The organism is Paraburkholderia piptadeniae (assembly GCF_900007165.1).
GTDB lineage: Bacteria > Pseudomonadota > Gammaproteobacteria > Burkholderiales > Burkholderiaceae > Paraburkholderia > Paraburkholderia piptadeniae.
In genome coordinates, this window is sequence record NZ_CYGY02000094.1 from 1 (window position 1) to 25,876 (window position 25,876).

The following is a 25,876-nucleotide window of genomic DNA, read 5'->3' on the forward strand; positions in this document are numbered from 1 at the left end:
CGGATTTATGAGCAGTTACGAATCCCGACCGTAAGCCTTTGATCTTATGGGAAATTCTCTGCACACAGCGGAGCCGGTCGCGCTCGCCCGTCCGCGCGGTGCGCATCGGTTCGAAGCGTTCAGCCCAAAACTCGGGCGCCGGGTGACGTTTTACCGACGCGCGCAGTTGGACCAATGGCTGCTGCTCGAGGCAAGCCCGGGAGTGATCACGTTTTGCGAGCGTCCGGGCTACGTGCTGATCGACGGGGCCCGACAGCTTGCCGATTTTTGGGTCCGTCACGAAAACCATGAAGAATTAGTTATCCTAGATGATTCGATGTCGGAATGTAGCGGAATCAGTTCACGTCGTGACATCGGCAACAGTGCGTTGCCGATCCGGATAGTCGCGCCCGCCGAGTTCGCCGCCGCGCGCACCTGGACCGAAAACTGGAAGCGCATACTCCCCTACCTTGTCGCCAACGAAGGGCTCGTTCCGTCGACCTTGCCTCGAGCGATCGCCGGGTTCCTGGGAGAACCGCAACGATTGCTCGCTATTGAACGCGAATTCTCCACCGTCGATCCGGTCCTGGTCCGAACCGCCCTGTTTGACCTGCTCCATCGCGGACGCGTCAGCGCGCCCGAGCTTCACACGCATCCGCTGTCGCTGCTCACGTCATTCGCGGCTTCCGAGGGAACACCATGAGCCGCCGCAAACTGGAGTTACAGTCGATCGACGTGAGCGACTGGCCTACGGTAGCCTTCACCGAACTTGACGATGTGTCGCGGGCCACATTCGAGACACGTCAACAGGCCGTATTGCGTTACACAGCCGGAGAGCCGGTCAAGGCAATCGAGCGATCAACTGGCATCAATCGCCGGCAACTGTACCGATGGCTCGAGCGAGCCCAGACACCACACCCTGATGGACGTCCCTTCGGCTTTCGGGCGCTCATTCGCTATTTGCGCATCGCGGACTATGAGCGGGTGCGCGACGTACAAGTGCGAGGCGAGCACGGCAGCCGGGGCACGGCTGGTGCTTTGACGCAGCTGTTCGAGCGTTACCCTGAGTTGACTGGATGGCTTCTGCTTCAGGTCAAACAGCGCAGGGTGCTGCTCGAGCAGCGGCATACGGATGGTCAACTGCGCACGCGCCTTCGTGGTTTGCAATCGATGCACGATGAATTCCTGCGCCGATGTCGATCATTGGGATTGACGGCGGCCGATTATCCATTCAACACCGCCGACCATGCGGTTCGCTCGCTGTCCCGACGGTTGAAGGCGGAACTGCTTCGCACGTTTGGCACCGCGGCACGCTCGGCCGGCGCCTCGCACCTTAAGGGCCTTCCCCGGCTCGACGGCGCGGACGCACCTGCGGCGGTCCGGCCGTACCAGGTTGTCGAATTTGATGGTCATCGGCTCGATATCAGGCTCAAGGTTGTCGTGCGGGATCCGCTTGGTTTCGCGCACGAATTCGAGATCGAACGGGTATGGCTCCTGGTAATCATCGATGTGTGCACGCGTGCTGTGCTCGGCTATCACATAGCGTTTCGTGAGTACAGCCGCTATGACGTCGTCAAGACAATCGAGAATGCACTCGAACCCCATCGTGCGCGGTTGTTCACCATCGCAGGGCTTGAGTATGGACCACAGGACGGTTTTCCGTCGGGTCGCTTGCCCGAACTGGGTTACGTCACGTGGGAGTGGATCAAGCTCGACAACGCAAAAGCCAATCTTGCAAGGGAAACACTGAATTCGTTGTGCGAGTTTGTTGGTTGTGTCGCTGACGCCGGACCGAAGTACAGCCCCGATGAGCGGCCCTATATTGAGAGATTTTTTGGGACGATCGCCAGCCGCCTCTCATCCCGTTTGCCTGGCTACACGGGTGCTCATCCTCGCGATCTGCGCCGGGCACTCGCAGATCCGAAGGGCAATCTGAGGCTCTACGTCTCACTCGACGAACTGTCGGAACTCGTTGAGTACAGCATTTCCCGCTACAACGGCACACCGCACGCCGGCCTTAACAACGCAACGCCTCTCGAAGCGATGGAGTATTTCGTGCGCGGCAAACAGACGCTTGTGAGATGGCTGGCCCATGCGCGTCGCCAGACACTCTGCCTGATGCAATCGGCCCGACGATGCCGGGTGCGCGCCTATCTCTCTCAAGGCGTGCGTCCGCATATCAACCTGCACGGTGTGCGCTACACGAGCCGGTTGCTCGCGGCAGGTACGCATCTGATCGGCGAGTATCTGCTGGTCTACATGAACGCTGACGATTTGCGCTCAGTACGCGCCTTCGTGACAAATGGCGAGGAACTCGGTGTCCTCGAGGCGCAAGGGGCGTGGGGCGTGGTGCCGCACAATCTCAAGCTGCGTCAGGAGATTCTCAAGCAATCTGGCAAGCGCCGACGCCATATTGCTGCGATCGATCCCAATCCAATCGAGGCCTACGTCCAGCAAAAGCTCACGCAGGCGAGGAAGACCCGGAAAGCAGCGACGGATCTCGCCAATGTCACGCGGATTCTGACGTCGGCTCCGACGGTACGCACGCCTGTGGGGCCGAAACGTCGGGTCGAGGTAGAGACTGCGACAACAATCGCCGCGCCAATCCCGGGCACACAACCGGCGACGGACATCGATTTCGCGCCACGGCTATCGGTGCGCCCACGCAAGCTCTCCATCGGTACCGGACAGGTTTTCTGATTTCGTCGCTCACGCCAGGAGGTGCATCATGTCGCTCGAAGTGCCGCGTCCGATTGATCCTTCGCTGCATCCGCTCGTCACGGGCAATTACCGCCTGGCGACGCCCGCGATCGAAGCGTTCTACGAGCTTGTCACCCGCTGCCTGCGCTATCGGATCCCGGGCGCACTTATCTATGGACCGCCGCGCATTGGCAAAACCCGCGCGATCGAGTATGTGCGGCTCCTGCTAGCGCGTCAGCACCCGAAGATGTCCAGCTACCATGCACAGTGCGAGCACAAGCCGAAACACGCGGAAGGCCCCTTCTTCACCAATCTGCTGGAGGCCGTCGGTGATCATGCTCCGCACGCAGGCACGAGCTCGGCCAAACGCACTCGCCTCTCGCTGCGCATCCGCGAGGCCGCCGCCCGCGCCGGGAGCGGGACCGTGCTCCTCTTCTGCGATGAGAGCCAACGTTACAACGAGAATGAATATGAATGGTTGCGTGATGTGCATGACGCGCTCGATCGTCAGCAGATCAAGCTCTTCACGTTCCTCGTCGGTCAGCAGGAGCTGCTGGCGCAGAAGACGGCCTTGCAGGTCGCAGGCAAAACACAGATCGTGGCGCGTCTGATGGTCGAAGAACTGGCTTTTTATGGCATCAAGAACCCAGAGGACGTCGCGACGTGCCTGAATGGCTATGATCAGACCGCGTATCCGGAGGGTTCTCACTGGAGCTTCACGCGGTTCTACATCCCACAGGCGTTTGACGCCGGCTATCGCCTGGTCGCCGACTCGGGCACGCTCTGGCAAGCGTTTGAGGCTGCACATCATAAGGCGAGCCTGCCGGGTAATCTCGAGATTCCGATGGAGTCGTTTACACGCGCTGTCGAGATCGTGCTCAAGGAAAGCGAGCTCAAAGACGCTCCGGGTTACTGTCCTGAGGCTGCCTTGTGGACTCACGCGGTTCAGCACTGCGGCTACGTTCAGTCCCGCCATGCGACGGGCCGCGTGCTGGCAGCGGTGTGATCTCGTGGCGCTGACACGGCCGCGCTTCCCGATTCTGGCGTTTGATGAGGGGGAGCTTTCGCTTTCTCGAGGAAGCGCGCTCAACCCAAAGTGGCTAATGCCGGGCGAATCGATTATCTCTATCCTGTGGAAGTTCGCGTGCGCCAACGTCCTGCCCGGAGACGCGCTCGTGCATCTGATCAGCCCATGGGTTGATCCGTATGACGGCGTTGCACCTGTGCGCGACAACATCGAACTCACGCGCCTGTGCCGCATACTCCGGCTGCCAGAAGATGTGTTACGGGTGTCCTTGCTTGATGCCGCATTTCCCGGCCGGTTTCACGCGGCGTTCCGATATTGCCGGCTGTGCGCCGCGCATGGCTACCACAGCGTGCTATTTCAGCTTGAGGATGAAGAGCGCTGCCCCGCACATCATCAGTCACTCGACACACGCTGTCTGCACTGCGGTGACGAGACACCGTTCATCGTCAGCGCCAGCGTAATCGAGGCTCCGTTTCGATGCTCAGGGTGCCGTTCCCATTTCAGTTATGGTCGACTTTCGCTCCGCTCGACCATTCCCGCGATGCGCAGGCAGGACCGCATGGCGCTCAGTCGCCACTGGCTGCTGCGCTCGGGCAACGACATGAACGATGGCTCCTGAAGTGCGTGTTCGCGAGTTGTCGGCGCCGGCATCTCGTAAGCAGTTGGAGACACTTTTATTTCGTTTCCCGTAACGGCCTGAATCTGCGGAAGTTTTTCGCGCCGCTGCATCATGCGAACGCGAAGTGACAGAATTATTAGCGCAACGGAGTCACTTTTAATACTGTCTACGCCGGCCACTGGGAAGGTGATCTCCTGTGCGGCAGCGCAAGCAGCCAGATTGTGACGCTCGTCGAGCGCCAGACACGCTACGTGATGCTGGTCAAGGTCGCCAGCAAGGATAGCGAGGTCGTCGCCAATGCTCTCATCAGGCATGCGTGCAAGTTGCCACAGGAACTGTATAAATCGCTGACCTGGGATCGGGGAACGGAGATGGCTGACCACAAACGTTTCACCGTGGCCACTGATGTCATGGTCTACTTCTGCGACCCGCAGCATCCATGGCAGCGTGGGTCGAATGAAAATACGAACGGCCTGTTGAGACAGTATTTCCCCAAGGGCACCGATCTGTCCGTGTACTCACAGGCCAGACTCAATGCCGTGGCGAGGCGATTGAATGGGCGTCCCAGGAAAACCCTGAACTACGAAACGCCAGCCGAACGATTCCAGCAAACTATTGCATCCACCGGTTGAATCCGCACCGGCTGAGTGGACGTTGATTTGACTGAGGCAAATGTCCCCAATGGGCCGCAACCCCTGAACGTCGGCAATTGCCGAAATGCTCTCACTCACAATCGGGCCGGTTTCGAAGTGGACCGGCCGTTCGAGTGACCGCGCTGTGTGTAGGGCGACTGGCAGGAGTTGGCCGGATCCGGTCCGATGGCGCGAGTGGCTTACGCTGCTGCTTTGCGGGTGGATTCTGGTCTCCTCGCACGCTCCTCGCCGCTTGCCCTCGCCCTGCTGACGGATTGTTGGCGAAGCCGGCTACGAAGAAGAACTTCGCTGAGTTAGTTGCGGACAAGATGGGCAGAACTGTTTAATTCGCGCATTGCGCCTCGACATGCTTCACGTGCCTCTCTACAGCTGCCGCGCGTCTCCGAATAAAGTCGGTAGCTGCAAAGGCCTGCGTCCCGTTGACATAGAGACGAACCGATCGATGCCTTCCATGAACGGAGCCGCGCCTTCCCGCCTCGTATTTGAGGGCCGCGAGCCTGCCGCCATGCCGATTGTGATTACGTTACCGCCAAAATCGGCTTTCCAGGTCATTCGACATTGATATGCATTCCTTATCATCATGTCGCGACGTTGCTAATGCGCCTTTATGATCAACATCAATCAAGCGTGCCGTTCGCGCGCCCTGTCGGCGTAGGGTTCGCTGGCTTGCACTGGTTGCGGCGCCCGCGTCGGATCGAAGTCCGCCCAACGTCCCTGCTGCCAGCGTCCCGACGCGTGCTCGATCGACGCACCGCCGGCCTCGCGCAACACATTGGCGGCGTTCTGCTGCGTTTCCGGTGCGACGTGAACGGCGAGCAGTACGCCCGAGTTGCGCTGCGCGAAATTCGCGCGCTCTTGCCGGATGCTCCTGCTCGCCTCACGCGTCCGGTACATCGCGCCGATCAGCGAGCCGATATATGCGCCGACACCCGCCGCGATCGCCGACACCAGTACAGGTGCCGAAAACGCAGTAAAAATGCCGACACCAACGACAGCACCGATGACCGCGCCGATCGTCACGCCCACGCCCGCGCCCTTCGGGGCATCGGTGGAAGCCGCCTCCTTGTTCTGGTCGCCGCCAATCGGATAGCGCGCGTGCTGCCCGGGCGGATTGACGAAAAACAGCGACACGTCCTCTTCGACGAAACCGGCTCGAAAAAGCCGTTCGGCGGCGTCTTCGGCGCCCGGGAAAGTGGTGAATCGCGCGGCAACGATGAGGGACATAGTGCCTCCCTTGTTCAGACTTCGGTCGGTAAAGGACGGCTGCCTTGCGCCGGGCGGCCATGAACTGATCCGAGTCAGCAGTGGGCCCGCATACGCGCATTACGCATTTGGGTCGACTTACTGCTTCTTGACGGATGCCTTTGCATATGACAAACACATTTCACCACCTCCGTCTCGTTGGATTGCACTGCAACGGAGGCGACGCAAGCGCCGTCGACGAATTGCCGCATCGACCGCGCGCCCGAACATGCGGGTTACCATGCACGGCCGCGGTCACGACACGGCGTTTTTCACGATGTGCTCCTGCGCATTCACTACGAGTGCTGCGAACAACAAGCGATCAAGCAGCCGCTTGTCATCGCGCCCGTCCAAGTCCATTATAGGCAATATATCATGTTGTGACATACATGCGACCGCGAAGGTGGGAAAACCATGGGGACGGAGTTCCCGGCTGGCCCGCACGCGCCTGACTACCGTGCGCTGTACGTGCACCAACCATTTCGGATACCAAGATTTCTAACAGGCCGATATTTGCTGAGGTAACCGCGACCACGTTCATAACGCCTCTTCCGGACGACCCCGTCATGCAGGGAGCAGCCGGAAATCCATTACAGGGTCCGCTGAGCCGGCTCAGTGTATACGGCTCTCCTCGGTAGCTCGTATTGAAAGAACACGACAAGATCTCGTTAAGACAAACGCCCTTGCTGTCCGGGACAACGCTCTATGTAACATCGAAGCGACATGCCTGGGCGGACGCCAGCCAGCGTGCAGCAACTTCGGCCCTGTCCGCCAACCGGGTCGTCGCGTCCGTCAAGAAGCCACTCGCAGGCTCGCATCCACGCTGCCGGGTTTCACGCGTTGCGTTTCCTCGGTGTCGGGTCTTCTGAAGATCAGTGTGCAGCAGGTCCCGGCGAAGAAGCGCCGTTTCGGCCGGCGAGGAGCGCTGATTCGAAGCGAGGCCGGCGGCGGTTCGCAACAAGACGCGTACGCTGAAAAAGCCGAAGGAGCGTGGCCATTGCGTCATCGGACAGGGCTGGTTCTATGTCAGAAATATGTAGAATTCTTGATGGTTGCGACATCGAGCAACCGAACGGCAGCTTCCTACATCAGCGGACTCACACTCCCGACCCACTGCCCTCGTTCGATACTGCGCGGCCTGACGGCTGGTCTTGCAGCATCGGCGGATCACCAGTCTTTATCTGGCCTCTATTCTATCGGGCGGATCGCGCGATCAAGTATCCGGGGCTCAAATTTTCGAAGAACGGGAAATCAAACCACGCTATAAAGATAACTTTTCTAATCTAAACGGCGATGACGAGATCCTCACTATCCGCAAATCGTTTTCATGATAATTTTTGTGATCCTTAAGATATAGCCAGACCATTCTCCGAATTCCCCGGGTGCGGCTAAGCACATGCTCAGGTGGGTGCTCTACCCACGAACTGGCGACAACGGCAATGTGAGTCTTTATTCGTGAGTCTGAGGATCGCTCGGCCGCGCGAGGCCTCGCGCCTCCAACTCTCGCCGCGTCTTGACGAGTTCGTCGGCCAGCAATTTTTCATCAGGCAAGACGGTCTGGTATTCGGCGGCCAGTACCTTGTTGGACAAGCCTTCCAACGCGTAACGCGCCACGGCCGCATTGGTACGGGCACACAGGATCAAGCCTACGGGTGGGTTCTCACCGGGCAGCATCCAGTGCTCACGGGCATAATTGCAATACATGTGCATTTGTCCGACATCGGCGTGGTTCAGTTCAGTAAGCTTGAGGTCGATGATGACCAGGCAGCGCAGACGCCGGTGGAAAAACAGTAAATCAACGCGGAACCAGCTTTCGCCGATGCGCAGTCGACGCTGGCGCCCAACGAAAGTGAAGTCGCCACCGAGCTCCAGCAGAAAATCTTCCAGCCGGTGGATCAGCGCCTCTTCGAGCTGTGATTCCGAGTATTCGTCCTTGAGGTCGAGGAATTCGAGAACGTACGGATCCTTGATTGCCTCGTCTGGGGTGACCGAATCGCTCGCTTGCGGCCGGCTTCCTTTTTCCAGCATCGCGCGCTTGTTCTTCGAGAGCAGGGCACGAGTGTAGTACTGCGTGGCGATCTGGCGATCGAGCTGACGTACACTCCAGCCACCCCGCAGAGCCTCGCCTTCGTAGAATTCACGCTCTTCCACCGAACGGGTGCGGCGTACCAGATGGACGTAGTGCGACCAGGAGAGCGGGAAAACCGAGGCCAGCTGCTCAAGGCTCAATTTCCGAGACAGCGTCCCGGATTTTTCAGACACGGGCTTCGCTGGCAATTTCCGAGACAGTGTCTCGGAAATCCGGTCGGGCGGGTATGCCAGATAGAACAGGCGCATCTGCTCCAGATTATCGGTGCCAAAACCTCGCCCGAATCGTGCCGACAGGTCTGCCGACAAGCGTTTGAGCAGAGCTTGCCCATAGCCCGCCCGTCCCGCACCGCCTTGATCAAACTCGACGATGCGTCGACCAATTTCCCAGTAGGTGCCCGTCATCAGCGCGTTGACGCTGCGTGCGGCTGCGCGGCGGGCGGCATCCAGCAGGGCGACGATGTCGCCATGAAACGTGCCATATTCGGGGTTGTGGGATGTGAGATCAGTCATGCCGCCCTTATGCTGCTTGCGCGTCCGCACGTCTATTTCGGCCTTTCGCCAACGAGGCTCGACGATTTCACCGCGAGCACAAGCTTGTGGGGTTACGTCTTGCCGGAACTTCTCAATGGTTATCGACGCTTCTCAATGAACCGCAACGTGCCGCGCCGCTGTTCGGCCTTGACGGCCGGCACCGGGCCGACGCCGGATTCGCAGGCTCATCATTGTATCAATGTGACGTGCGAGATGCCGGCCGGCAGCTCCCAAATCAACGATCCAGCTGGTGCGAACGCGCTGGTCATCGGAAAAGCAGGATCGTCTCAAGGCCCGTTCTCGACACTGCCATACTTCGAGTTCACTGCGCTTTTCTGACCGCTGTCGACCGAGCGACACTGATTCAGGAATTCGCCCCGCGCGTTGGACGTGCCACTCAGATCGAAGTGGCCGTGGTGGTAACGCACGATCGAGAAGTAGTTCGCCTCGTACTGGCCGCACTCGCTGCCACCGCTACCACCCATCATCAGCCCTGCCAGGCAGAGCACCGCGCCGCACGCGTTCTCATTGTCGCCATCCGCGCGCGCCGGTGATGTCACCACCATGCCTAAGGTTATGACCGTACAGGCCAGCACGAGCGCCCTCACCTGTCGTTCCATTTCATGCTCCCTATGTGCCAAAGAGATGAAGTGCCGCGATCGCACCAGAGAGCAGCGCCGCGCCTATCGCAGTACACACGGACCAGACGGCGAGCTCCGTGCGACCGATCCCGCCTGCGCGCCGTTGCCCCTCGCGAAGCACATCGCGAAGCAACTCACGGCTGCGTCCGTTGGCTTCGTCGTAATGTCGTAGCGAGATCTCGCCGAGCAGCTGGTCGCGCGCCTCGTCGAAACTGGTCGCTTTCGCGAGCACGTCAACCGTCGTTTCGGAAAAGTCCCTGAGAAACTGCTCATAGCGCGCGGTGAACCGCAGCAGCGTCAGCTCGCCGTCGTCCCTGAACCGCTTGCCGCTCGCCTCAAGCAGCTGCGACAGTTGCTGCACGTCACGACGCAGGAGTGACAGCTCGCCCAGCACCGCCCCGATCAGTTCCTCACGGATCGCGTCGTCCGTGGCGCCCATCTCAGTGCACCACGGCCTTGAAAACCGCGTCGAGCTCCGACGTCACCCGACCCGCGAGCCGTTTGAGCGCAACCATCTGCCGGATATGGGCGCGCTGCTCCTCGGGCGCACCGGACTCGATTGCCTCGGCGTTCATGGCCAGGTAGTCGGTCTGGTCGAGAGAGATCTCCGCGATTGTCTTGCCTGTGCCCTTGATCTTCTCGAAAATGGGGTTCTCATGGATCACGGCGCTGACGTCCAGAGCAAACCAGCCGTTACGGCCGACGGCGTCAAAGAGCCTCGCAAAGGAGCGCACGAGATCCTGTTTCGGATCAACCATGTTGAACACCACCCTGATCTTGCTGGACGGTACACCAATCGCCTGCAGCGACTGGAGCGTCGAAATGGTGTCAACCTGTTGCTTTGAACCGTAGACGGTTGGCACAACAAAACGGTCGAAGTCCTGATGCGAGCCGTCATAGCGTTGCATCAGCATCAGGAAATCCTCGACATTCGAGGCGCCGACATCCACGACGGCGTTGCCAATGGTCATGAGCCGGTCCTGTAACTCGGCAAACTGGTTGCCGCGTAGCGCAGCCGTTTCCTTGCCGTCAGCATTGATCGACTCGACAGAAATGACCTCGGCACCCTCCAGGCGCGGAGCCAGCAGATGATCCGAGACGGTCGTCTTGCCGACGTTGCCTGAGTGGCTCAGTACGACGATTTTCATGGCGTGTCCCTCCAGTGAATGGTTTGCGGTGATGGCCGCGGCATGCGCGTGACCGCGGGCCAGTCCAGTTGTCGGGTTACGGATCGATTTGGAGTGTCGGCGCGTCATGACCTGCCTCGTGCGTGGGTTGCTCCTGTCCGTGTTCCGCGTCGTTCTGTTGCTGCCGCACGCTCTGACCGGCTCGCTCCCGTACGATCTGTTCGCGCATGGCTTCGATCGTTGCTTCGCTCACCTGCGGCATCGGGACATTGAGCGGCCGGTTACCCGCGCGCGCCTCGGCCACGGCGCTTTCGAACTCCCCCCGCAGCTGCTCCTGCTGTTCTTCGGGTAGTCCCCGGATTTCGTCTTCCAGCACCTCGCGCGCAGCCTGTTCCTTGATCCGCTCGCGCGCGGCATCGAGCGTGGCCTGCTGCGCCTTCGTGTATTGCCACTCGCCATTCAGGAACCGCTCACGCGCCTCGTTAATGCGCCGACGCTCATCGACCTCACGACGCATGGCTTCGATTTCCGCCCGCTGCTCGCGCGTCGGCATTCCCGGCACATCGGGCGACGAGACAAGCCATGCGTTGCGACGGCTTGCCACCTCTTTGGGTGCCAGCTCCTTGCCACTTTCATCAAACTGCCGCTGCGTAACCGTCACGACCTTGCTGCCACCCCGTTCGAGCTCGATGCGCTGGCCTGGCTGCAGGCCGCTTTCGCCGATCGCGCGCTCGAGGTCCAGCCCCCACACCGTGTGGTCGCCCGACTCCGTGCGCACGGTCGCGTAGTAGCTCGCGTTCTCCTTCGGATCGTGATGAAAGCGTGCCGCGCCGTGTTCAACCAGGACGCCCGCCGTCACGGCAGGCGGCTTCTGCGTGACGGGGCCCGCTTTCTGGCGCGCCGGTTTGCCTGATGCAGTCCGTGGTGATGTCTGTTGCGACGGCACACTACTGGCGTCCAGCGGCAGCCGCGCCTGATTCAGATCTTCCGGTGCAGGTTTCGCTTCAGAGGATGCAGAGGACTGGCTCGCTGCCGGCCCGGGCTTCGAAGGTCGCGGATTTCTCCGCCGCCTGCCGCCGCCCGGCGATGCCCCGCCGGGACCCGATGTATCCTCGCCCGGTGCCTCAGCGGTTGCCGGCTTGCGGCTATCGCCGGGCTGACCCGGCTGGTTCGGCTGTTCCGCCTGATACGGCTTTGGCCCGTTCACAGGCGTCGCTTCCACGGTGTTCGTGCGAGCGGGATCAGCAGTCGCCGATCGCTCGCCTGCAGCAATTCGCATGGCCTCGCGCGCGGCCTGCAGCGTCGCGCGATCCTGCGCATCCGGCTTGAATCCGCGCGTGGGCATGTCCGCGAGTTCGGCCGCAATCCACGCCTGCCGGCGGAATTCCTCGCTCCCCTTTAGCTGCAACTCGCCCCAGTGCTTCGCCTGTGCAACTGCAACCATGTGCGTGATCACATCGCGATCTTCACTGGCCGTGGCCAGCGAGCGCCCCTTGTCCTCGAAATGCACCGCCTCGCTTTTACGATCGAGATATTTCCCTTCAAACGCCACATACCGGTCCCTGACCGACTTCGGTATCTCGTAGCCACTCTTCTCAAAGATCGGCTTCGGCCGGATCGCGTTTCCACTCATATTGCTGTTGTTCCTGTTCCCCGTGCTGCCGATCGGCTCGCCAAGTCCGGCCGCGGGCTGGACGCCGTCGTCAGCGGGTGAAGCCGGTCTGAGGCCACCCTCGTACTTACTCCGGCCGGCTTCGCGAATCTTCTTCATCCTCGCCTGCGTCGCTTCATCCAGGCCCGTTTCGGGATTGCGCGGCACCGCGCGCGCATTTGACGCGCTCGCCTCGTTCGCCGGCGGTGTCGCGCGTGCCCGGATGGACGAAGCGTCATCGGCATTGGCGGCCTCGATCTCGCGGTAATCGGGCTGACCGTTCGGGAATTCAATCTCGTTCATGGTGTAGCTCCTTCAGGAATAGACGGAGAAGCGGTGCTACCCTCGCCTGATGTATCGGGCGATGTGTCGGGCGACACCTCGGATAGCACCTCGCGCAGATAAGGCATCAGCTGGAAAAGCGATGCGCGAATGCTGGACCGGTTGGCGAAGTGAGCGGCAGCCAGCACGCCGATCTCGTGTTCGCGGACGTCGCGCACGACGTACGTCGCCGGGGTAGCCGGGGTAGGCGCCGTACCCTGTGCGCGGCGGGCGGCATTCTGTGCCTGCCACCACCGCTCGACATCGATCTGCGGCACGGGCGCACTCAATTCACGTGCGACAAACGCGGCGTGCTTCATCTGCTCTTCATCGGGCAGCTTCGGTCCGAAGCCGAACCACGCGCGTCGGCGGTTGGTCTTCTCGAGCTTCGCCATCACGCCCTGCAGGTAGGGGCTTTGCTGAACCAGCCGGTCGACCAGTTCGGGGTCTTCGTAGAAGTACGCCTTCTCGCACAGGATCGGCTCGCACCCGTCCATCGTGATGATCTGTTGGCGGCCGGGCAGTGCCCGCAGTTCCTGCGGCAGCATCAGCGCCCGGCTGTGTTCGGTCTCGTTCGTGCTGGTTGAGGCGCCGCGGCCGCGGCTTCGGCTACGCGAGCGCGACAGGTGAGTAAAGGTCCCAAGCAGCTTCGAGTACTCTTCCGAATCCTTGAGCGTGCGCGGCGCAAAGAGGCTGCGCATCCTGCAGTTGATGGCGAGCGTTTCCGCGCCGTGCCTGCCATACAGCTTCGGATCTTCGAGCTGGGACATGCCGTGAAAGATCAGCATCAGCCGCAGATTGAAGCCGGCAATGAAGGCGTTGGCCGTGTCGATAATGTCGATCTTGCCGGGTGCGGCAAACTCGTCCATCATCAGCGCGCACTGGTATTTCAGGTCCGGATTCTCTGCAGGCTGCTCGCGGGTATTCAGGTCGATCAGTTGCGAGAAAAAGAGGTTGATGAGCAACGCGCCCGCTTTCAGGTCGCCCGGCTTGATGCCCACATAGATCGACATGGGCTTCCTGCGCACATCGCCCAGGTCGAAGTCCGAGCGGCTCGTCGCCGCGTCGACGATCGGGTTGCTGAACACATTCAGCGGCGCCGTCATCGTGGACACGATATTGGCGAAGGCTTCCTTCGACTGCGACAGAAACCGGTTCAATGCGTCCAGGCACTCGAAGCTCAGCGGAGGCAGCGTGTCCGTCGCATGCGAGCGCGTGCTGACAATGGAAGAGATGTGCTCGCGCACGGCCCTCCCCCTGCCCGAGGCCTGTCGCAGTACCTCGCCGAACGTGCAGGGCAACAACGGCGTCTCGAGCAGGTACAGCACAATGCCCACAAAGAGATTGCGCGCGTTGTCGTTCCAGTATTTCAGCCTCGCGTCCACGCTCGACGGATACAGGTGCTCCCCCACCGTCAGCACGTCGCCGACCCGCGTGTAAGCCGATCTGCGCTGGATGAATTCGAGCGGGTTGTAGGCGTGCGAGCGGCCATTTTCCGAAAACGGCGACCAGAGGTAGGTTGCCTGACCGCATTTGCGCCGGTAACCGGACGTGTACAGGTAGTTCTCTTCCTTGATGTCCTCGACGACAACTGAATCGGGATAGGTGAGAAGATTCGGGATGACCATCGAGACGCCCTTGCCCGAGCGCGTACCGGCCGCCAGCATCAGAAAATCCTGGCCGCGGTACTTCAGGTATTCGCCCTTGTACTTGCCGACGATGAACGGCGGATACATGTGTGGCATGTGGTCTCCCGAAGTGCGAACTAAGGCCGGCCGGACTGACGGCCGCGGTGTTCATCACGGTCATTTCTCCAGCAGGCCCGCTTTCACGATGTCGCGGCGTGTGGCGAAGCGCGCGTTGCCGAACTGCGCAATGCGTCCGCGTGATTGAACCAGCGCCATCGTGATCACCACGGCGGGCATCCCGCCAATGACGGCCGAGAGCAGCGTGCAGACGGAAAGTGCGCGCTTGACTGCCGGCACATCGCCATACGCCTGCCAGTAGTCGAACAACGTGAACACACCCACGGCGTCCTGCGGCAGCTTCTGCATGCGGGCGAACAGCAGGCCGCCGAGGTACTGGCCGAGGGTTGCGGCTGCCGCGCTGATCAGCAGCAGCACAACGCACGGGATGAGGATGCGCAGCGTTTTAGGCATTGGTGGACCTCAGTGCGTTGGTGGTGACGATTTCTTGATGGTCAGCGTGGTCAGGATCTGCAATGCGTCGCGCTGCGCATCGTCGAGTTCGGCATCGGCGAGCGCCTCACAGCCATACACGATCACGGCACCGTACAGGCGTGCGAGCGCGCAGGCCTCGACACTCGCGGCGAACGCTTCGTCGGACGCTGCACGCAGGCGCCATCCCTCGATCGCGGCTTCGATGTCGCTGATGGCGTAGTTCATGACCGCCCCTCCCCGCGTACGAGCCAGTGCGCCGCGAGGCCCCGCGCCCATGACGCGGCGTAGACAACGCTCAGCGCCAGCACACCGTACTGATGTGCGCGCCACGCCATGTCGAACCAGAAGGGCTGCGCGACCAGCCCGAAAATGCAGGCCCAGCGTCGCCAGCGTGGACGACTGTCCTGCGACAGGAAGACGGCGAGCGCACCGCACAGGCCGATCAGAGACTGCTCGACAACCTGCATGTCCGGGTCCGCGTTCATGCAATACCTCCGTGCAACTGCCCACCCAGCAGTTCCCATTTCCCGACTGGGTCGTACCAGATCTCGGCGAGTCGTTTGTCACGCATGAAGAGCACGAGATCCATCGTCATGCGCACCTGCTCCAGAATGAATTTCCATTCGAGCGTCTGGCCGACGGCGCTCTGCTTGATGAGCGTCGCGGCACGCGAAGCCGCAGAGCGCGCATCGTTGCAGTGGATCGTAGTGATGCCGCCCGGCGTGCCCGTGTTCAGCAGCGTCATGTAGTCCCACGTCTCGTCCCCCCGGAGTTCCGCAAGCAATACACGATCGAACTTCATGCGCAGCGTCGAGCGCACGATTTCCTTCGCGGGCAGCGTGTCACTGAAAAACATGTGCACACGGTTCGGGTGGTTCGGCAGTGACAGCTCCGGCGTGTCCTCGATGGTGCCAATCCGCTCACAGGACGGCACGAAATCAGACAGCGCCTTGTTGAGCGTTGTCTTGCCCGAGCCAGTGCCGCCCGCCAGCACGATGTTCAGCCGGTTGGCCACGGCAAGTTCAAGCATGCGGGTGACGTCGCGCCGCAACTTCGCCTCCATCATCTCGACTTCGAATGGCTGCAGGTCCACACCGTCCGGAACGGTCTGATGGGGCGACACATCGCGGAAGCTGTCGAACCAGCCGTTGCGCTCATACTCATGGACGGAAAACCGCACGCTCGACGGAATGCGGATCGTGATCGAGATCGTGTCCCGCTCGCACGCCGGTTGCATCAGCACGTGCCCGCGCTGGCCTTCTGGCAACACCACAGGATGGATCGGCTCCTTTGTGGAAAACTTGCCACCCTTCATGACCGTCAGGGCATTGGCCAGCTTGAAGCACGCATCGAGCGTACAGGCGGGCGCCTCGTGCCGTCTCCATCCGCTGGAACCCTGGGTCCAGATCTCGCCCGGTCGGTTGATCGCCACTTCGGTCAGGCTGCCGTCGAAGAAGTTCGCAATGCCCATCTGCTTCAGGAAGTTGCGGGCGACCGTCCCTTTCTCTATCACGTCGATAACAACTGCACTCATCAGTAGTCCTTTGCGTTAATTTCATAACAACCGGAATAAATGACACTGCAGGCCGGTCAGTGCGCCGCCGGTACGGTGACCTGTGGCGCGACCCGCACTGATATGCGATACGGCCGCCGGTCATCCGGCGCGCTGCACGCGAGTTTGCGTAGGGTCTGGGCGGGCGACGTGGAAACCACGGTCGCAACCATCGGTGCCGCGACGGGTCGCGCAATCCACCATCCGGCAGCACCACCAGCCGTTGCCGCGAGCATCACTGCGAAACCGGGTTTTGTTGGTGCGGCTGCCTGCGGATGCTGGACCTTGTTTGAGAGCGACGATCGCGACAGACGGTTAGTTGCATCACCCTCTTCGCTAACCGGGTCCGCTGCAAAGCGTGGCTCTATCAGATCGAGGCCCAGACACGCGCCGACGACTTGCAGGATAAAGCGGCGCAGCGCCGCCGACATATCACCGAACGTGCAACGGTCGAGCGCCATGCATTTCTCGAAGGTGTGCTCGTCACCGATGCGGCACAGCGGCAGCACCCCGGCGGAGTCGAACGACCGGCGTGCATCGACCTGGTCGGCGAACTGTCTCACGCGGCTGCCGTCGAACAGGTCATACAGAGCGTTGCGTAGCGTCGTCTCGAACGCGTCGCGCTCAATGCCGTGGAGCGGGAAGTTCTCCGGAAAATGGATGTGCATCTGCATCGTCATGTCCTCGCCCGTCCTCATTGCTGGTTCGTCCGGCCAATCTCGTTTCCGTCAAGACCGACGTTCTGGTACACACTGCGCAGGTCAACGTCGCGTGCAACAAAGATGTTGATCACCGAGCCCTGATTCGAATACGCGGTCGGCGGGATGTTGATGGTGCTGCGAAGCGTCTCGGCAGCGACATCCTGCGTGGCATTCGAACTGTTCGAGAAGTTGATCGTCTGTCCCGCTCCGATCGCCTTGTTGGCCAATGCCTGACCGAAGTCGCCGATGAGGCTCACCATCAGCGCGCCCTTGAAGCGCTGCCAGAAGTGTTCGTCGACGTAGGCAGGAATTCCTGCCGCGCCAAGCGGATCAGTCGCCGGCGAATTCAGGGGAATACGGACATCGCCGTCGTCGATCTCATCCCAGATCGCACCGATAACACCCTGCCCCTGTATGACCGCATCGCGCTGTTCGCCCTTCGCCAGCGCGCCCTTGCGAACCAGCAAGGTTGTGCCATCGTCCGACCAGACATCCTGTGCGATCGGGCAGCCAATCAGGCCGGGCCGGTCAGTCCGGATCGCCGTCGCCTGCCCGCAGCGGATCATCGTGTTACGGCTGATCAGGTAGTGCCGGTCCGGACGGAACGCGGCCTGCATTGGCTGCAGTTTCGAAGGCCGCAGGGACTGGTCGAACGACGTGTCCTTGCTGTCGTTGCCGCTACTGCTGCGGTGACTGCGGGTGGTACTTCCATGAGCATCGACATTTGTGCCCTGTCCGGATCCACCACGCAGCGCGGACAAACCCATCGACCTGGCCATGCCCGATAGCCCACTGTCGGGCCCCGCATCACTATCACCGCCCGAACCGCCGCGCCCTTCGTCGGACGCAACCGGGCCGCTGCCCTCAGCACTTTCAGCACCATCCGGGCGATCGGCGCCAGCATCATCTGACCGGGACGCGAGCACACTGCCGCTCAGACGCCGCTCCGCCGACGTCAGCGGTCGCGGCTGATTATTCGTGTTCATCTGAACGCCAATCGCAGACGGTTGCGAGGGCGCACCCGCGGGTACCGCGAGGCCCGCTCGCGCGGCGGATGCGGCGGCCGCTGCCGCCGCGGCATCCGAGGCCTCGCGGTCGCGCTCCTGCTCATCGCGCTTGATGCGCGCCTTCTGCGTCTCGAGATCCGCGCCCGTCTCGCTGCTCGCTGAATCTTTCGGTTTGTTCAGCGCCGCCTGCTTCGCGTCCTGATGCTGCTGAAACAGACGCTGCAGGTAAATCGTCACGCCCGATGCGCCCAGTGCGATGACCGCGAGCGCCACGAGTGCGAGCCGCACCTTTCCGACCCGGGTCTTGCGGCGTCCCGGCAGATGGAGTGATGCCTGAGGCACGGTGTCGGGCGGTGATGCGTTCGAGAGTTCGTTGGGTTCATTCATGTGCATTCGTCCGTGATCAGTCACCCGCATTGGCACTTCCGGATCCGACATGGTCACGCGGCAGGCGCGCGGTTCCGGGCAGGGATGAGCCCGGCCCGTTGTAATGGCCATCCGGCGCGTAGCCGTCGTTACGGATGCCCAGCACGGACTGGCCATAACGGATCACAAAATCCCTCGAGACCTCGTGCACGACCACGGTGTCGCCCTCCATGTGGAAGTTCACGGTCGCTTCACCGCCGTCCGGGAGTTTCGTGAAGATTGTGGGCAAGTCTCGCGCAGTCGCATACCTGAAGTAGGTAAAGCGTCCGTCGTCCCACAGCGCGGTCGGCGCAAGCGCGCGATCGCCGCGCATCATGTACTGCATGTTCGCGCTGTTGCCCGCAACCGACTTCTGCGACTGCGGCACCGTGCCGCCTGCTGTGGCCGGTGCGGTCGGTGTAGCCGGAGTGTTGGCCGCGACCGTCATGGACGCTGCCGCTGGCGCCATCGCGAGCGGCACTTTGGCGGCACCGCCGGCGAGCGCCGCACTCACGGCCTGCTGTCGTCGCAACAGCGCGGCGGAGGCTCTCGCACGCGTGTCCGGATAGTCGAAACGCAAGACCCACGTGGCGGGCTGCGATGCCGATACGTCGGCGAGAGACAGCGTGTAGGTACGCCGGTTGGTGACCAGTACAAGATTGGTTTCCGGCTGGATGGCACCGGGCTTCAGCAGCGCGCCGCTATCGTTCATCGCCATGTGCCACGCCTTTGCATCACCGATGCCCGCGCCGTGATCGACGATATGCTCACCCGGTTCGAACTGGATCATCACTGCACGCCCTGGCATGGTCGCCACCCGATACACCTGGTCGGGGTCATAGGATGCACACTGCACGTGTGGATCCGCGCCGCAGCTACGCGGCGTGTCGAGTGCCAGAGCGGACGGACTGGTCGCGACCACGCCGGCGGTAACGGCAAGCGCAATCGCGGTCCGGGCGAGAAGCGGATACACCGTCATGTTCCGCCCCCGGCCGGCGGCGCAGTCGCCGCCCCCGAAGCCCCACCGTCGGGAGTCGCATCGGCAGGCGCACGAGTCCAGTCCCGTGTGACGGTGTAGCTCGTGCAGCGAAAGCCATCCGGATCAATGTCCTGCTCATCCTGCTTTTCCGGCACATTCACACGTGCAAAGGCGACCGTCGCAATCCAGTACGTCGGATCGGGACGGCGGGCCGCGACGTTCAACGGAATCGCCTGCCGGGAAAAGAAAACCTGCGCGGTCGAACCGACGAAGGTGATGGATCCCACCTTCGCGATCACGTGCCACTTGTCCTTCAGCATCTTGAGCGGTCCCGACGGTCCACGAATAAACGTGTCGTAGGCGCTTTTCTCCTGATCACCGCTCATCAGCATGACGGCGCTGTGGGCGTCCTGGATCGTCTCCCAATCGTAGCTCTCGCGCAGCTCGACGTACGTGTGCAGGTCGTGACGGTCCGTTTTTTCGGTGAAGGAAACGCGGCCGTTCGCCGTGGTGGGCAGTACATCCACCTTGCCGGTGACATCGTTGACCCGCAGCACGGCGGGTGGATTGGGTCGCCTTAGTAGTCCTAAAGCACCCATGCCAAAAACAGCCGCGAGCGCGATGCCACCCGAGAGGATCGAGCGCCGGTCCGCAATTCGGGCCCTCTCCTCGGCAGCCTGCACTTTGGACCGTTCGAAATTCCGCGCCTGTTTCAAATACCACGCTACAGCGTCACGCTCGTCGGCAGTCACCTTCGCCTGCAGCGGCTCCGGGTTGACAGACGGTGAGCTGGACGGCTTTGGCAGCCGCCCTTGCGTCGCTGCGGCAAACCACTGTCTGATCAGTGCCGGCATTGCATCCTCACTTCGATTCCGCGCGGCTCAGTTGTGGCGCGGGCTGGTTAACGGGTATCCATTGGCCGGTGGGTTCAGGTGGTTTGGGCGCCGAGCTGCAAGCCTGCAATCCAACTGCTACTACCAGGACTGCGATTCTCGATTTCATGGTCATGTCCGCCTGTTTCAATACTTCCCTCTGCCACCTTGATGCGTTTCACTTCGGAGAATGACAGTCAGCTAAAGAGCTGAATCGACATCATCGCCCTTATGGTGGCGATGATCGCCGCCATCAGCCACAGGCGGCCCAGTCTTGTGAGCAATCGATACATGGGTTTTCCTCCCCTCACGCACTGATACGACCACCCGTTGCGCGAGAACCACCCCCGCCGGATTTCGCGAGCGACATTGCTATTCTCGCCACTCCGCCGAGCCTGCCAACCATCGTAGAGATGCCAACCCCTCCCGCGAGAGCCGACGCGAGACCCGGCAGGTTCAGAGAAATGATCCAGAAAGAAAGCCCCATGATGTCGAGCTCTATGATCTGCGCGATCGATGGTGAACCATTGTTCACCGGAATGATCCCCATCGCAAAATTCACCTCTAGCGCGCATGCCGCAGCGAACAACGTGACGAGCAGAACGTAGTTCATGCACTGCCCGACCCAATTCCAGAAGAATTGTCGCGACGGCGGAAACAGCGCTGCAGAGATGAACAGCGGTCCCAGCGTCAGCAGAAGTTCCAGCGCGAACTTCGCGAGAATGATGTAGGCAATGCCGATCGCCATAAACGGTCCACCAAAGATGATCATCAGGGCAATCGTCCAGATCGCCGCAATTATCTTGATCCCACTGGCTTGAGCGTAGATCGCCTGCGCCGCATTAATGTACGCGTTTAGCAGGCTGTCGAGTCCCGAGACTTCGTTGCCTCCGTTTGTCACCGCACCAGCGAGCTGTTCGCCAAGATCGTTGAAGAACGGGACTACGTATTCCGTATAGAACTGGATATTCATCCCAGCCGTCAGGATGACCGCCCATGATGCCATCCGCATCAGGAAGTCATTGATTGGCTCGTCGTTCCTACCCTGCCAGTATGTCCAAAGAATGAGCAGTACGTAGATACTGAAGCACACTGCCATTAGTGGCGAGATCAAGGAAATAATGCGCGTCGATCCGGTGCTGATTGTGTTCACTACGTTCTGGTCAAAATAGCTGACCATTGAAGAAAAAATGTGCACGTCCGCCACAGTGATTCCCCTTCACTCATGTTGTGTATGCAACCTATCACTTCAGACCGGCTGCGCTTGCCTCAGCGTCTTCACTCGCCGCGTTAATCCCCAGTGCCTTGCGCTCTGCAGCTAGCTGCGCCGGAGTTTTCCCCAGCATCGCAGCATCGAACTCGAGTTCCTTCTGCTGCTGTGCCTCTTCCTGCAGGTTGTGCTGGTGACGATCCCAGGCGAGGTAGCCCAGATAGCCCGCGATCGTGACGAGCAAGGCGACTATGGCGCAGAGAAGTGTCTTATTGACCATTGGTTTTCCCCAAAAAAGAGTTGTCAAATTCACGGTCGCGTTGCTCCTGTGCGAGTCTGAGCTCGTCCTCCTGCAAACGTGCAGTCAGCTGCAGCCGCGTCTGGTCGTTCGTGACCATCGCCTCTTCAGCTGCCATGCGGTTCTGCAGATCGGCCTTCTGCGCAGGGTCCTGAGTCAGGTTCGACTGCTGCATGAGCGACTGGATGTTGTTGAAACGCGCCATGATCGCGGTGTACGCCTGCTCGTTCATCGCCTTGTTGGTTGCCAGCGTGTCGTAGTAACGTTGCTGTCCAACGCTCGATGGGCCGGTCATTCCTTCTTGCTGCTCGATGAGCCGCATCGACGAGCTGACGGCCGAAAGCCCGCCGCCCTTCGCCTGGATGTAGACGTCCTGCCATTCCTCGGGCAGGTAGTTGCGCAGTGCCGGATTGTTGTTGATCATGCCCAGCCCGCTGTTGCCGGTAAGGGCCTGGAACTGCGCCTCCTGATTCTGGACCTGCTGGATCAGCTGCTGCACCATGACCATCTGCTGCGCGAGCTCCGCCGGCGAGATGGTCGGCACGCCTTGGGCATGCGCAGTCGCCGCCGCGCAGAGGACTGATGCTGCCGCAACGATGCGGCGGGGAATGGTCCGGCACATGGCCGGCACAGCGAGGTGAGGTTTCACAGATCCCTCCATCAAGTTTGGGGTTCAGACAGCCGTCACAGCGGCGACCTCCTGATCTACAGGCGGATAGATTGCGGCAAGCTCGGCACGCTTGCGCCCGAGCGCGTGCCGCAATTCACTCATCCAAAGTTGCTCGTCAGCACCGTGCTTTGCGGTCAGACGCGTGCGTTGCCTGCGCTCGAATACCCGTAGCAGGTACACCGGCAGCCACGCATCCGGGTCGTCGCCCATCTCCGCGCGCACGCCGTCGAGGATCAGCACGTTTTCCCGGTCGCCCGAGAAAACCGCGATCGCATCATCAAGGCCACTGAGATCGAACGTCGCAAAGGCCGACTGGTTGCCCTGCTTGATCAGGAAGCGGTGCGACTGCGGCGTGAGCTTCCTGAACTCCCTGAATTCTTTTCGCGTCATGCCATCGCGTAAATACGGTGCCTCTTCGGCGGCCGGGTCGGCGAGATAGATCTTGGTGGCAACGAGGCTGCGTAGCGCCGGATAGAGGTCCGCTGCCTTTTGCGCCTGCTCCGGCTGCTGCGTAACCAGGCCGATGAACTCGCCTTCCTTACGTCCGCTGGCGAGCGTCTCCTCGATCTGTTCCCGGATGGTTCGAAACCGGATCGGCAGCCAGTATTCCTCGATGATCGTAGCCATCAGCGCGCCTTCCTTGCGCATCAGCCTCTTCAGGTGGAACAGCCAGGCGAAAGCGGGCTCAGACGGTTCATAGTTCTCGACGAGGAACGCCTCGACGTCGAACCCAATGCACCGCTGCCCGCTCATGTTCAGCGACAGGTTAGGCGGGTTGTCGAACACCCACCAGAACCGCCCGCCTTCCGACTTGCACCAGATCGACAGCCGCGCGCGCAAGCTGTCATCGCCCTCGTCCGGAATACTGTCCAGCAGGAGGCTGAAGCGGCGTAGACGCACGTCGTCGATGTCCATCACGGCGTCAACAGCATTGCGGCACTGCATTTTCTCAGCGGCGCTCAGGTCAATCCTGATTGGCTTGCCCTGGAGGTCGACACCATTCCTGCGGCCACACAGTTCGACCAGACCGTAAAGAAATTCGCGATTCTCGGGTGTATCGGCCAGCTCGAACGGTGCCCAGCCGGTAGGCTTGCCCTTTTCCAGATACACATACGCACCGCCCATCGTGCGGATAAACACTTCCCAGCCGCGCCCCTTGTCCAGCACATAGAGCAGCGGCTCGAACCGGAACGACATCGCGATGGCGGCTGCAATGAGCGTTGTCTTGCCTGTGCCCGTCGTTCCTTTGGCTTCGAAGTGTCCGGCCAGCTTCTCGGATACGTTGACGTCACCGAGCCGGGTTGCGTGGAAGTTGAAATTGAAGACATTGCCGGCGTTAGTGCGAAATGGAATGATTGCCGAACCGTCACCGACCGGATTGCCCTCAGCCTTGCCTGTCGAATAGTCGTGACACGCATGCATCGCGGCGAAGTTGCGCGACGACTGAACCTTCGGCCGCGGCTTGACCTTCGCACCCGGCACCTGGGAAAAATACGTGAACGGCGCTGAACCGGTGGCGATCATCCATTCGACACCGCACTCATTCAGGGAGCGGGACGTGAACAGATCGCCGTTCGCGATGGCTTCCTTCGCCGTTTCTCCATAGATCACTACGGCGCCGTGATAGTCGCCGAAGCTCAGTTCGCCCGTATTGACGTACCCCTGGGCTTCACGTAGCTCCCTGACCTGATGCTTCGCCTTGTCACCAGCGGACTCCAGCTTGTTGATGGCGGAATCGACAGTGCGGTTCGCTTCGAACCCTGTCATGCAGTTAAAGGACTGCGTGATCGTGAATTCCATCGGCAGCGTCAGCAGTGAGTTCAGTTGCCCCCAGCCCGGCTTGTCTGGAAAGCCGCGCAGGTCATGGCAGGTTGCGAACTGCCGCGACGGCGGAACGCCCGGGCCGCGGATCGCGACAGTGTTATAGCCGAAATGCAACCAGCTGGACGGGATGACGTCGGTACCCGGTTCGGCCGCGACCGGCACATCAGTCCACACCGCGTTGACCAGATCACTGATAAAACCATACAACTTCGAGAACAGCATCTTCGTGCCGTTCATGTGCTGACGCTCGTACACTTCTAGAAGCTCGGCCTCGTAGTCCGCAAACTGAAGCAGCGCCTGCTGCGCGAGAGATTCGATTTCCTTCAGTCCGTCATCGAAGTCGTCGTATTTCAGGATCAGCGACAGGTAGTAGCGGTTTTCGTAGAACCTGTCTTCATTGAACCGCCCGACATATTCCCGCGAGAACCACTGCATGAAACGAGGACTGAATCTGTACACACGGTCGAACCTTACGCGCCGGCGGGTAAAGGTGGCGTGGTAACCCAGGCGCCCACCAAGGTCACGTCCGAGCTTGCTGTATGTTTCGGTGTCGCGGTCGAACATGCGCTCGATCGCGACGTTCTCATGTACTTCAAACGGCACGCCGCGCTTGACCAGCGTCACCATGAAGCGGCTTCCCTCGAGATGCTGCACGTATTTGGTCACCGGATGGCCATACTTCGGGATCCAGTCTTCGATAGCGCCGAGGCTGCCGAGAATCTCGCTTGAAATTTCAGGTTTGCGTGTCATGACTGTTCCGGCTCAAGCTCGTGCAGGCGACTCATGCCGCATGGCAAGGGTTGAAGAAATCCCGATAGACCCGGGACTGTCGACCATAGCGAAGCGGTGCGAGCGTTACAGTGTTGCCAAAACGCGGGGCTCCTCGCCTTGCGTTGACCAACGCGCGAAGCTTCAGTGTCCAGAAATATGAGCGGCAGCGCATCACGAGCCACATGATTCGCAAACCCTGATCGTCCGTCTCGCATACGTGCTTGAAGTACATCAGCACCGGCACACCGAGAAACACGAACAGAAGGCCGCCGGGGCCGACCATGAAGGCGATGAGGACACCAGCGAACATCGACGATACGACTACCACCAGCATCGCCATGTAAGGGATCCCCCAGATGGTCGCCGTTCGGCCAAGACCATTGAAGCCGGGATAACGGGCTTTTTCGTCCAGCATGGCAGGAGCTCAAGTGAACAGGTTCCAGAGATAGGGCGCGAGCACTCCAACCACGGCACCCACGACCGCGACCTTGCCGCCGAGCGTGATGAATTCGCTCCAGTGCGCGCGATCCGCCCAGCACTCGGCGCCTTTCCATAGCAGTACACACGACGCGCAGACCCCGAGGAAGGTGTAGAGCCAGATCCTGAAGGTGTTGACACCCTGCGTCGCGGAATCCAGCCCGCCGCCGGCAAACACGAGTTGTGGGCCGATGATCGTGCCCAGCAGACATGCGTTGCACACTGCCTCGCTCAATCGGCGCGCCCGGGCGCACAACGCACCAGCACCATCTATAAGTTGTGCTAATTGCATGATCGACGACTTCGTATTGCGATACATAATTTCTCCATTGGCTTGTCATTTCAAAC

Annotated in this window: 25 protein-coding genes and 1 pseudogene; 5 read left to right on the forward strand and 21 right to left on the reverse strand. The window is 60.9% G+C overall.

The features are described from left to right. Nucleotides 1-46: 46 nt before the first annotated feature. The 5 genes and pseudogenes from BN2476_RS38275 to BN2476_RS38295 all read left to right on the forward strand — a co-directional run. Nucleotides 47-682: a hypothetical protein gene (locus BN2476_RS38275; protein ID WP_087739385.1), complete on the forward strand. Its 636-nt coding sequence runs from the start codon at nt 47-49 to the stop codon at nt 680-682. After that, nucleotides 679-2,679, forward strand: a complete 2,001-nt coding sequence (locus BN2476_RS38280; RefSeq protein ID WP_087739386.1) for a TnsB C-terminal domain-containing protein — start codon at nt 679-681, stop codon at nt 2,677-2,679. Before BN2476_RS38275 ends, BN2476_RS38280 begins: the two co-directional genes overlap by 4 nt. A 28-nt stretch (nt 2,680-2,707) precedes the next feature. Further along, nucleotides 2,708-3,685 (forward strand): AAA family ATPase, encoded by a 978-nt coding sequence (locus BN2476_RS38285; protein ID WP_087739387.1) that lies wholly within the window; start codon nt 2,708-2,710, stop codon nt 3,683-3,685. 4 nt (nt 3,686-3,689) lie between these two features. Next, nucleotides 3,690-4,325, forward strand: a complete 636-nt coding sequence (locus BN2476_RS38290) for a hypothetical protein (RefSeq protein WP_143811143.1) — start codon at nt 3,690-3,692, stop codon at nt 4,323-4,325. A gap of 173 nt (nt 4,326-4,498) precedes the next feature. After that, nucleotides 4,499-4,957 (forward strand): annotated as a pseudogene (locus tag BN2476_RS38295) (IS30 family transposase); the annotation flags it as partial. Between the two features lie 642 nt (nt 4,958-5,599). Here BN2476_RS38295 and BN2476_RS38300 read toward each other — a convergent pair. The 21 genes from BN2476_RS38300 to BN2476_RS38410 all read right to left on the reverse strand — a co-directional run bounded on the left by BN2476_RS38300 (nt 5,600) and on the right by BN2476_RS38410 (nt 25,847). Continuing rightward, nucleotides 5,600-6,202 carry a hypothetical protein gene (locus tag BN2476_RS38300; RefSeq protein ID WP_087739389.1) on the reverse strand — a complete coding sequence of 201 codons (603 nt, stop codon included), beginning with the start codon at nt 6,200-6,202 and terminating at the stop codon, nt 5,600-5,602. 1,467 nt (nt 6,203-7,669) lie between these two features. Further along, a complete protein-coding gene (locus BN2476_RS38310) occupies nt 7,670-8,821 on the reverse strand; it encodes a PDDEXK nuclease domain-containing protein (RefSeq protein WP_087739420.1) in 1,152 nt (383 codons plus the stop codon). Between the two features lie 308 nt (nt 8,822-9,129). Further along, on the reverse strand, nt 9,130-9,462 hold the full coding sequence (locus BN2476_RS38320; RefSeq protein ID WP_087739392.1) for a TrbM/KikA/MpfK family conjugal transfer protein: 333 nt from the start codon (nt 9,460-9,462) through the stop codon (nt 9,130-9,132). A gap of 10 nt (nt 9,463-9,472) precedes the next feature. Next, nucleotides 9,473-9,922 (reverse strand): hypothetical protein, encoded by a 450-nt coding sequence (locus BN2476_RS38325; RefSeq protein ID WP_087739393.1) that lies wholly within the window; start codon nt 9,920-9,922, stop codon nt 9,473-9,475. A gap of 1 nt (nt 9,923) precedes the next feature. Next, the gene (gene stbB, locus BN2476_RS38330; protein ID WP_087739394.1) at nt 9,924-10,631 is read right to left on the reverse strand and encodes a StbB family protein; all 708 of its coding nucleotides are present in this window, start codon (nt 10,629-10,631) and stop codon (nt 9,924-9,926) included. 76 nt (nt 10,632-10,707) lie between these two features. After that, nucleotides 10,708-12,564, reverse strand: a complete 1,857-nt coding sequence (locus BN2476_RS38335; protein WP_087739395.1) for an LPD7 domain-containing protein — start codon at nt 12,562-12,564, stop codon at nt 10,708-10,710. After that, on the reverse strand, nt 12,561-14,327 hold the full coding sequence (locus tag BN2476_RS38340) for a type IV secretory system conjugative DNA transfer family protein (RefSeq protein ID WP_087739396.1): 1,767 nt from the start codon (nt 14,325-14,327) through the stop codon (nt 12,561-12,563). Before BN2476_RS38340 ends, BN2476_RS38335 begins: the two co-directional genes overlap by 4 nt. A 60-nt stretch (nt 14,328-14,387) precedes the next feature. Then, the gene (locus tag BN2476_RS38345; RefSeq protein ID WP_087739397.1) at nt 14,388-14,741 is read right to left on the reverse strand and encodes a hypothetical protein; all 354 of its coding nucleotides are present in this window, start codon (nt 14,739-14,741) and stop codon (nt 14,388-14,390) included. Between the two features lie 9 nt (nt 14,742-14,750). Further along, nucleotides 14,751-14,987, reverse strand: coding sequence for a DUF3717 domain-containing protein (locus tag BN2476_RS38350; RefSeq protein WP_087739398.1), 237 nt, complete (start codon nt 14,985-14,987; stop codon nt 14,751-14,753). Continuing rightward, complete coding sequence (locus tag BN2476_RS38355; protein ID WP_087739399.1) at nt 14,984-15,247, reverse strand: hypothetical protein; 264 nt, start codon at nt 15,245-15,247, stop codon at nt 14,984-14,986. The genes BN2476_RS38350 and BN2476_RS38355 overlap by 4 nt, the downstream gene beginning before the upstream one ends. Beyond that, nucleotides 15,244-16,296 carry a P-type DNA transfer ATPase VirB11 gene (gene virB11 / locus BN2476_RS38360; protein WP_087739400.1) on the reverse strand — a complete coding sequence of 351 codons (1,053 nt, stop codon included), beginning with the start codon at nt 16,294-16,296 and terminating at the stop codon, nt 15,244-15,246. The genes BN2476_RS38355 and virB11 overlap by 4 nt, the downstream gene beginning before the upstream one ends. A gap of 56 nt (nt 16,297-16,352) precedes the next feature. Next, nucleotides 16,353-16,988 (reverse strand): hypothetical protein, encoded by a 636-nt coding sequence (locus tag BN2476_RS38365; RefSeq protein WP_143811144.1) that lies wholly within the window; start codon nt 16,986-16,988, stop codon nt 16,353-16,355. A gap of 20 nt (nt 16,989-17,008) precedes the next feature. After that, nucleotides 17,009-18,520 (reverse strand): TrbI/VirB10 family protein, encoded by a 1,512-nt coding sequence (locus BN2476_RS38370; RefSeq protein ID WP_235851145.1) that lies wholly within the window; start codon nt 18,518-18,520, stop codon nt 17,009-17,011. Next, nucleotides 18,426-19,406, reverse strand: coding sequence for a TrbG/VirB9 family P-type conjugative transfer protein (locus BN2476_RS38375; RefSeq protein ID WP_087739403.1), 981 nt, complete (start codon nt 19,404-19,406; stop codon nt 18,426-18,428). The genes BN2476_RS38370 and BN2476_RS38375 overlap by 95 nt, the downstream gene beginning before the upstream one ends. Next, nucleotides 19,403-20,260, reverse strand: a complete 858-nt coding sequence (locus BN2476_RS38380) for a VirB8 family type IV secretion system protein (RefSeq protein WP_087739404.1) — start codon at nt 20,258-20,260, stop codon at nt 19,403-19,405. Before BN2476_RS38380 ends, BN2476_RS38375 begins: the two co-directional genes overlap by 4 nt. A 325-nt stretch (nt 20,261-20,585) precedes the next feature. Continuing rightward, nucleotides 20,586-21,458: a TrbL/VirB6 family protein gene (locus BN2476_RS38385; RefSeq protein ID WP_087739405.1), complete on the reverse strand. Its 873-nt coding sequence runs from the start codon at nt 21,456-21,458 to the stop codon at nt 20,586-20,588. A 64-nt stretch (nt 21,459-21,522) separates the two neighbouring features. After that, a complete protein-coding gene (locus BN2476_RS38390; protein ID WP_087739406.1) occupies nt 21,523-21,768 on the reverse strand; it encodes a hypothetical protein in 246 nt (81 codons plus the stop codon). Next, nucleotides 21,758-22,435: a TrbJ/VirB5 family protein gene (locus BN2476_RS38395; RefSeq protein ID WP_235851146.1), complete on the reverse strand. Its 678-nt coding sequence runs from the start codon at nt 22,433-22,435 to the stop codon at nt 21,758-21,760. The genes BN2476_RS38390 and BN2476_RS38395 overlap by 11 nt, the downstream gene beginning before the upstream one ends. A gap of 24 nt (nt 22,436-22,459) precedes the next feature. Next, nucleotides 22,460-24,946 (reverse strand): VirB4 family type IV secretion/conjugal transfer ATPase, encoded by a 2,487-nt coding sequence (locus BN2476_RS38400; protein ID WP_235851147.1) that lies wholly within the window; start codon nt 24,944-24,946, stop codon nt 22,460-22,462. Between the two features lie 115 nt (nt 24,947-25,061). Further along, a complete protein-coding gene (locus BN2476_RS38405; RefSeq protein WP_235851148.1) occupies nt 25,062-25,466 on the reverse strand; it encodes a VirB3 family type IV secretion system protein in 405 nt (134 codons plus the stop codon). Between the two features lie 9 nt (nt 25,467-25,475). After that, nucleotides 25,476-25,847: a hypothetical protein gene (locus BN2476_RS38410; protein ID WP_087739409.1), complete on the reverse strand. Its 372-nt coding sequence runs from the start codon at nt 25,845-25,847 to the stop codon at nt 25,476-25,478. Between the last annotated feature and the right edge of the window lie 29 nt (nt 25,848-25,876).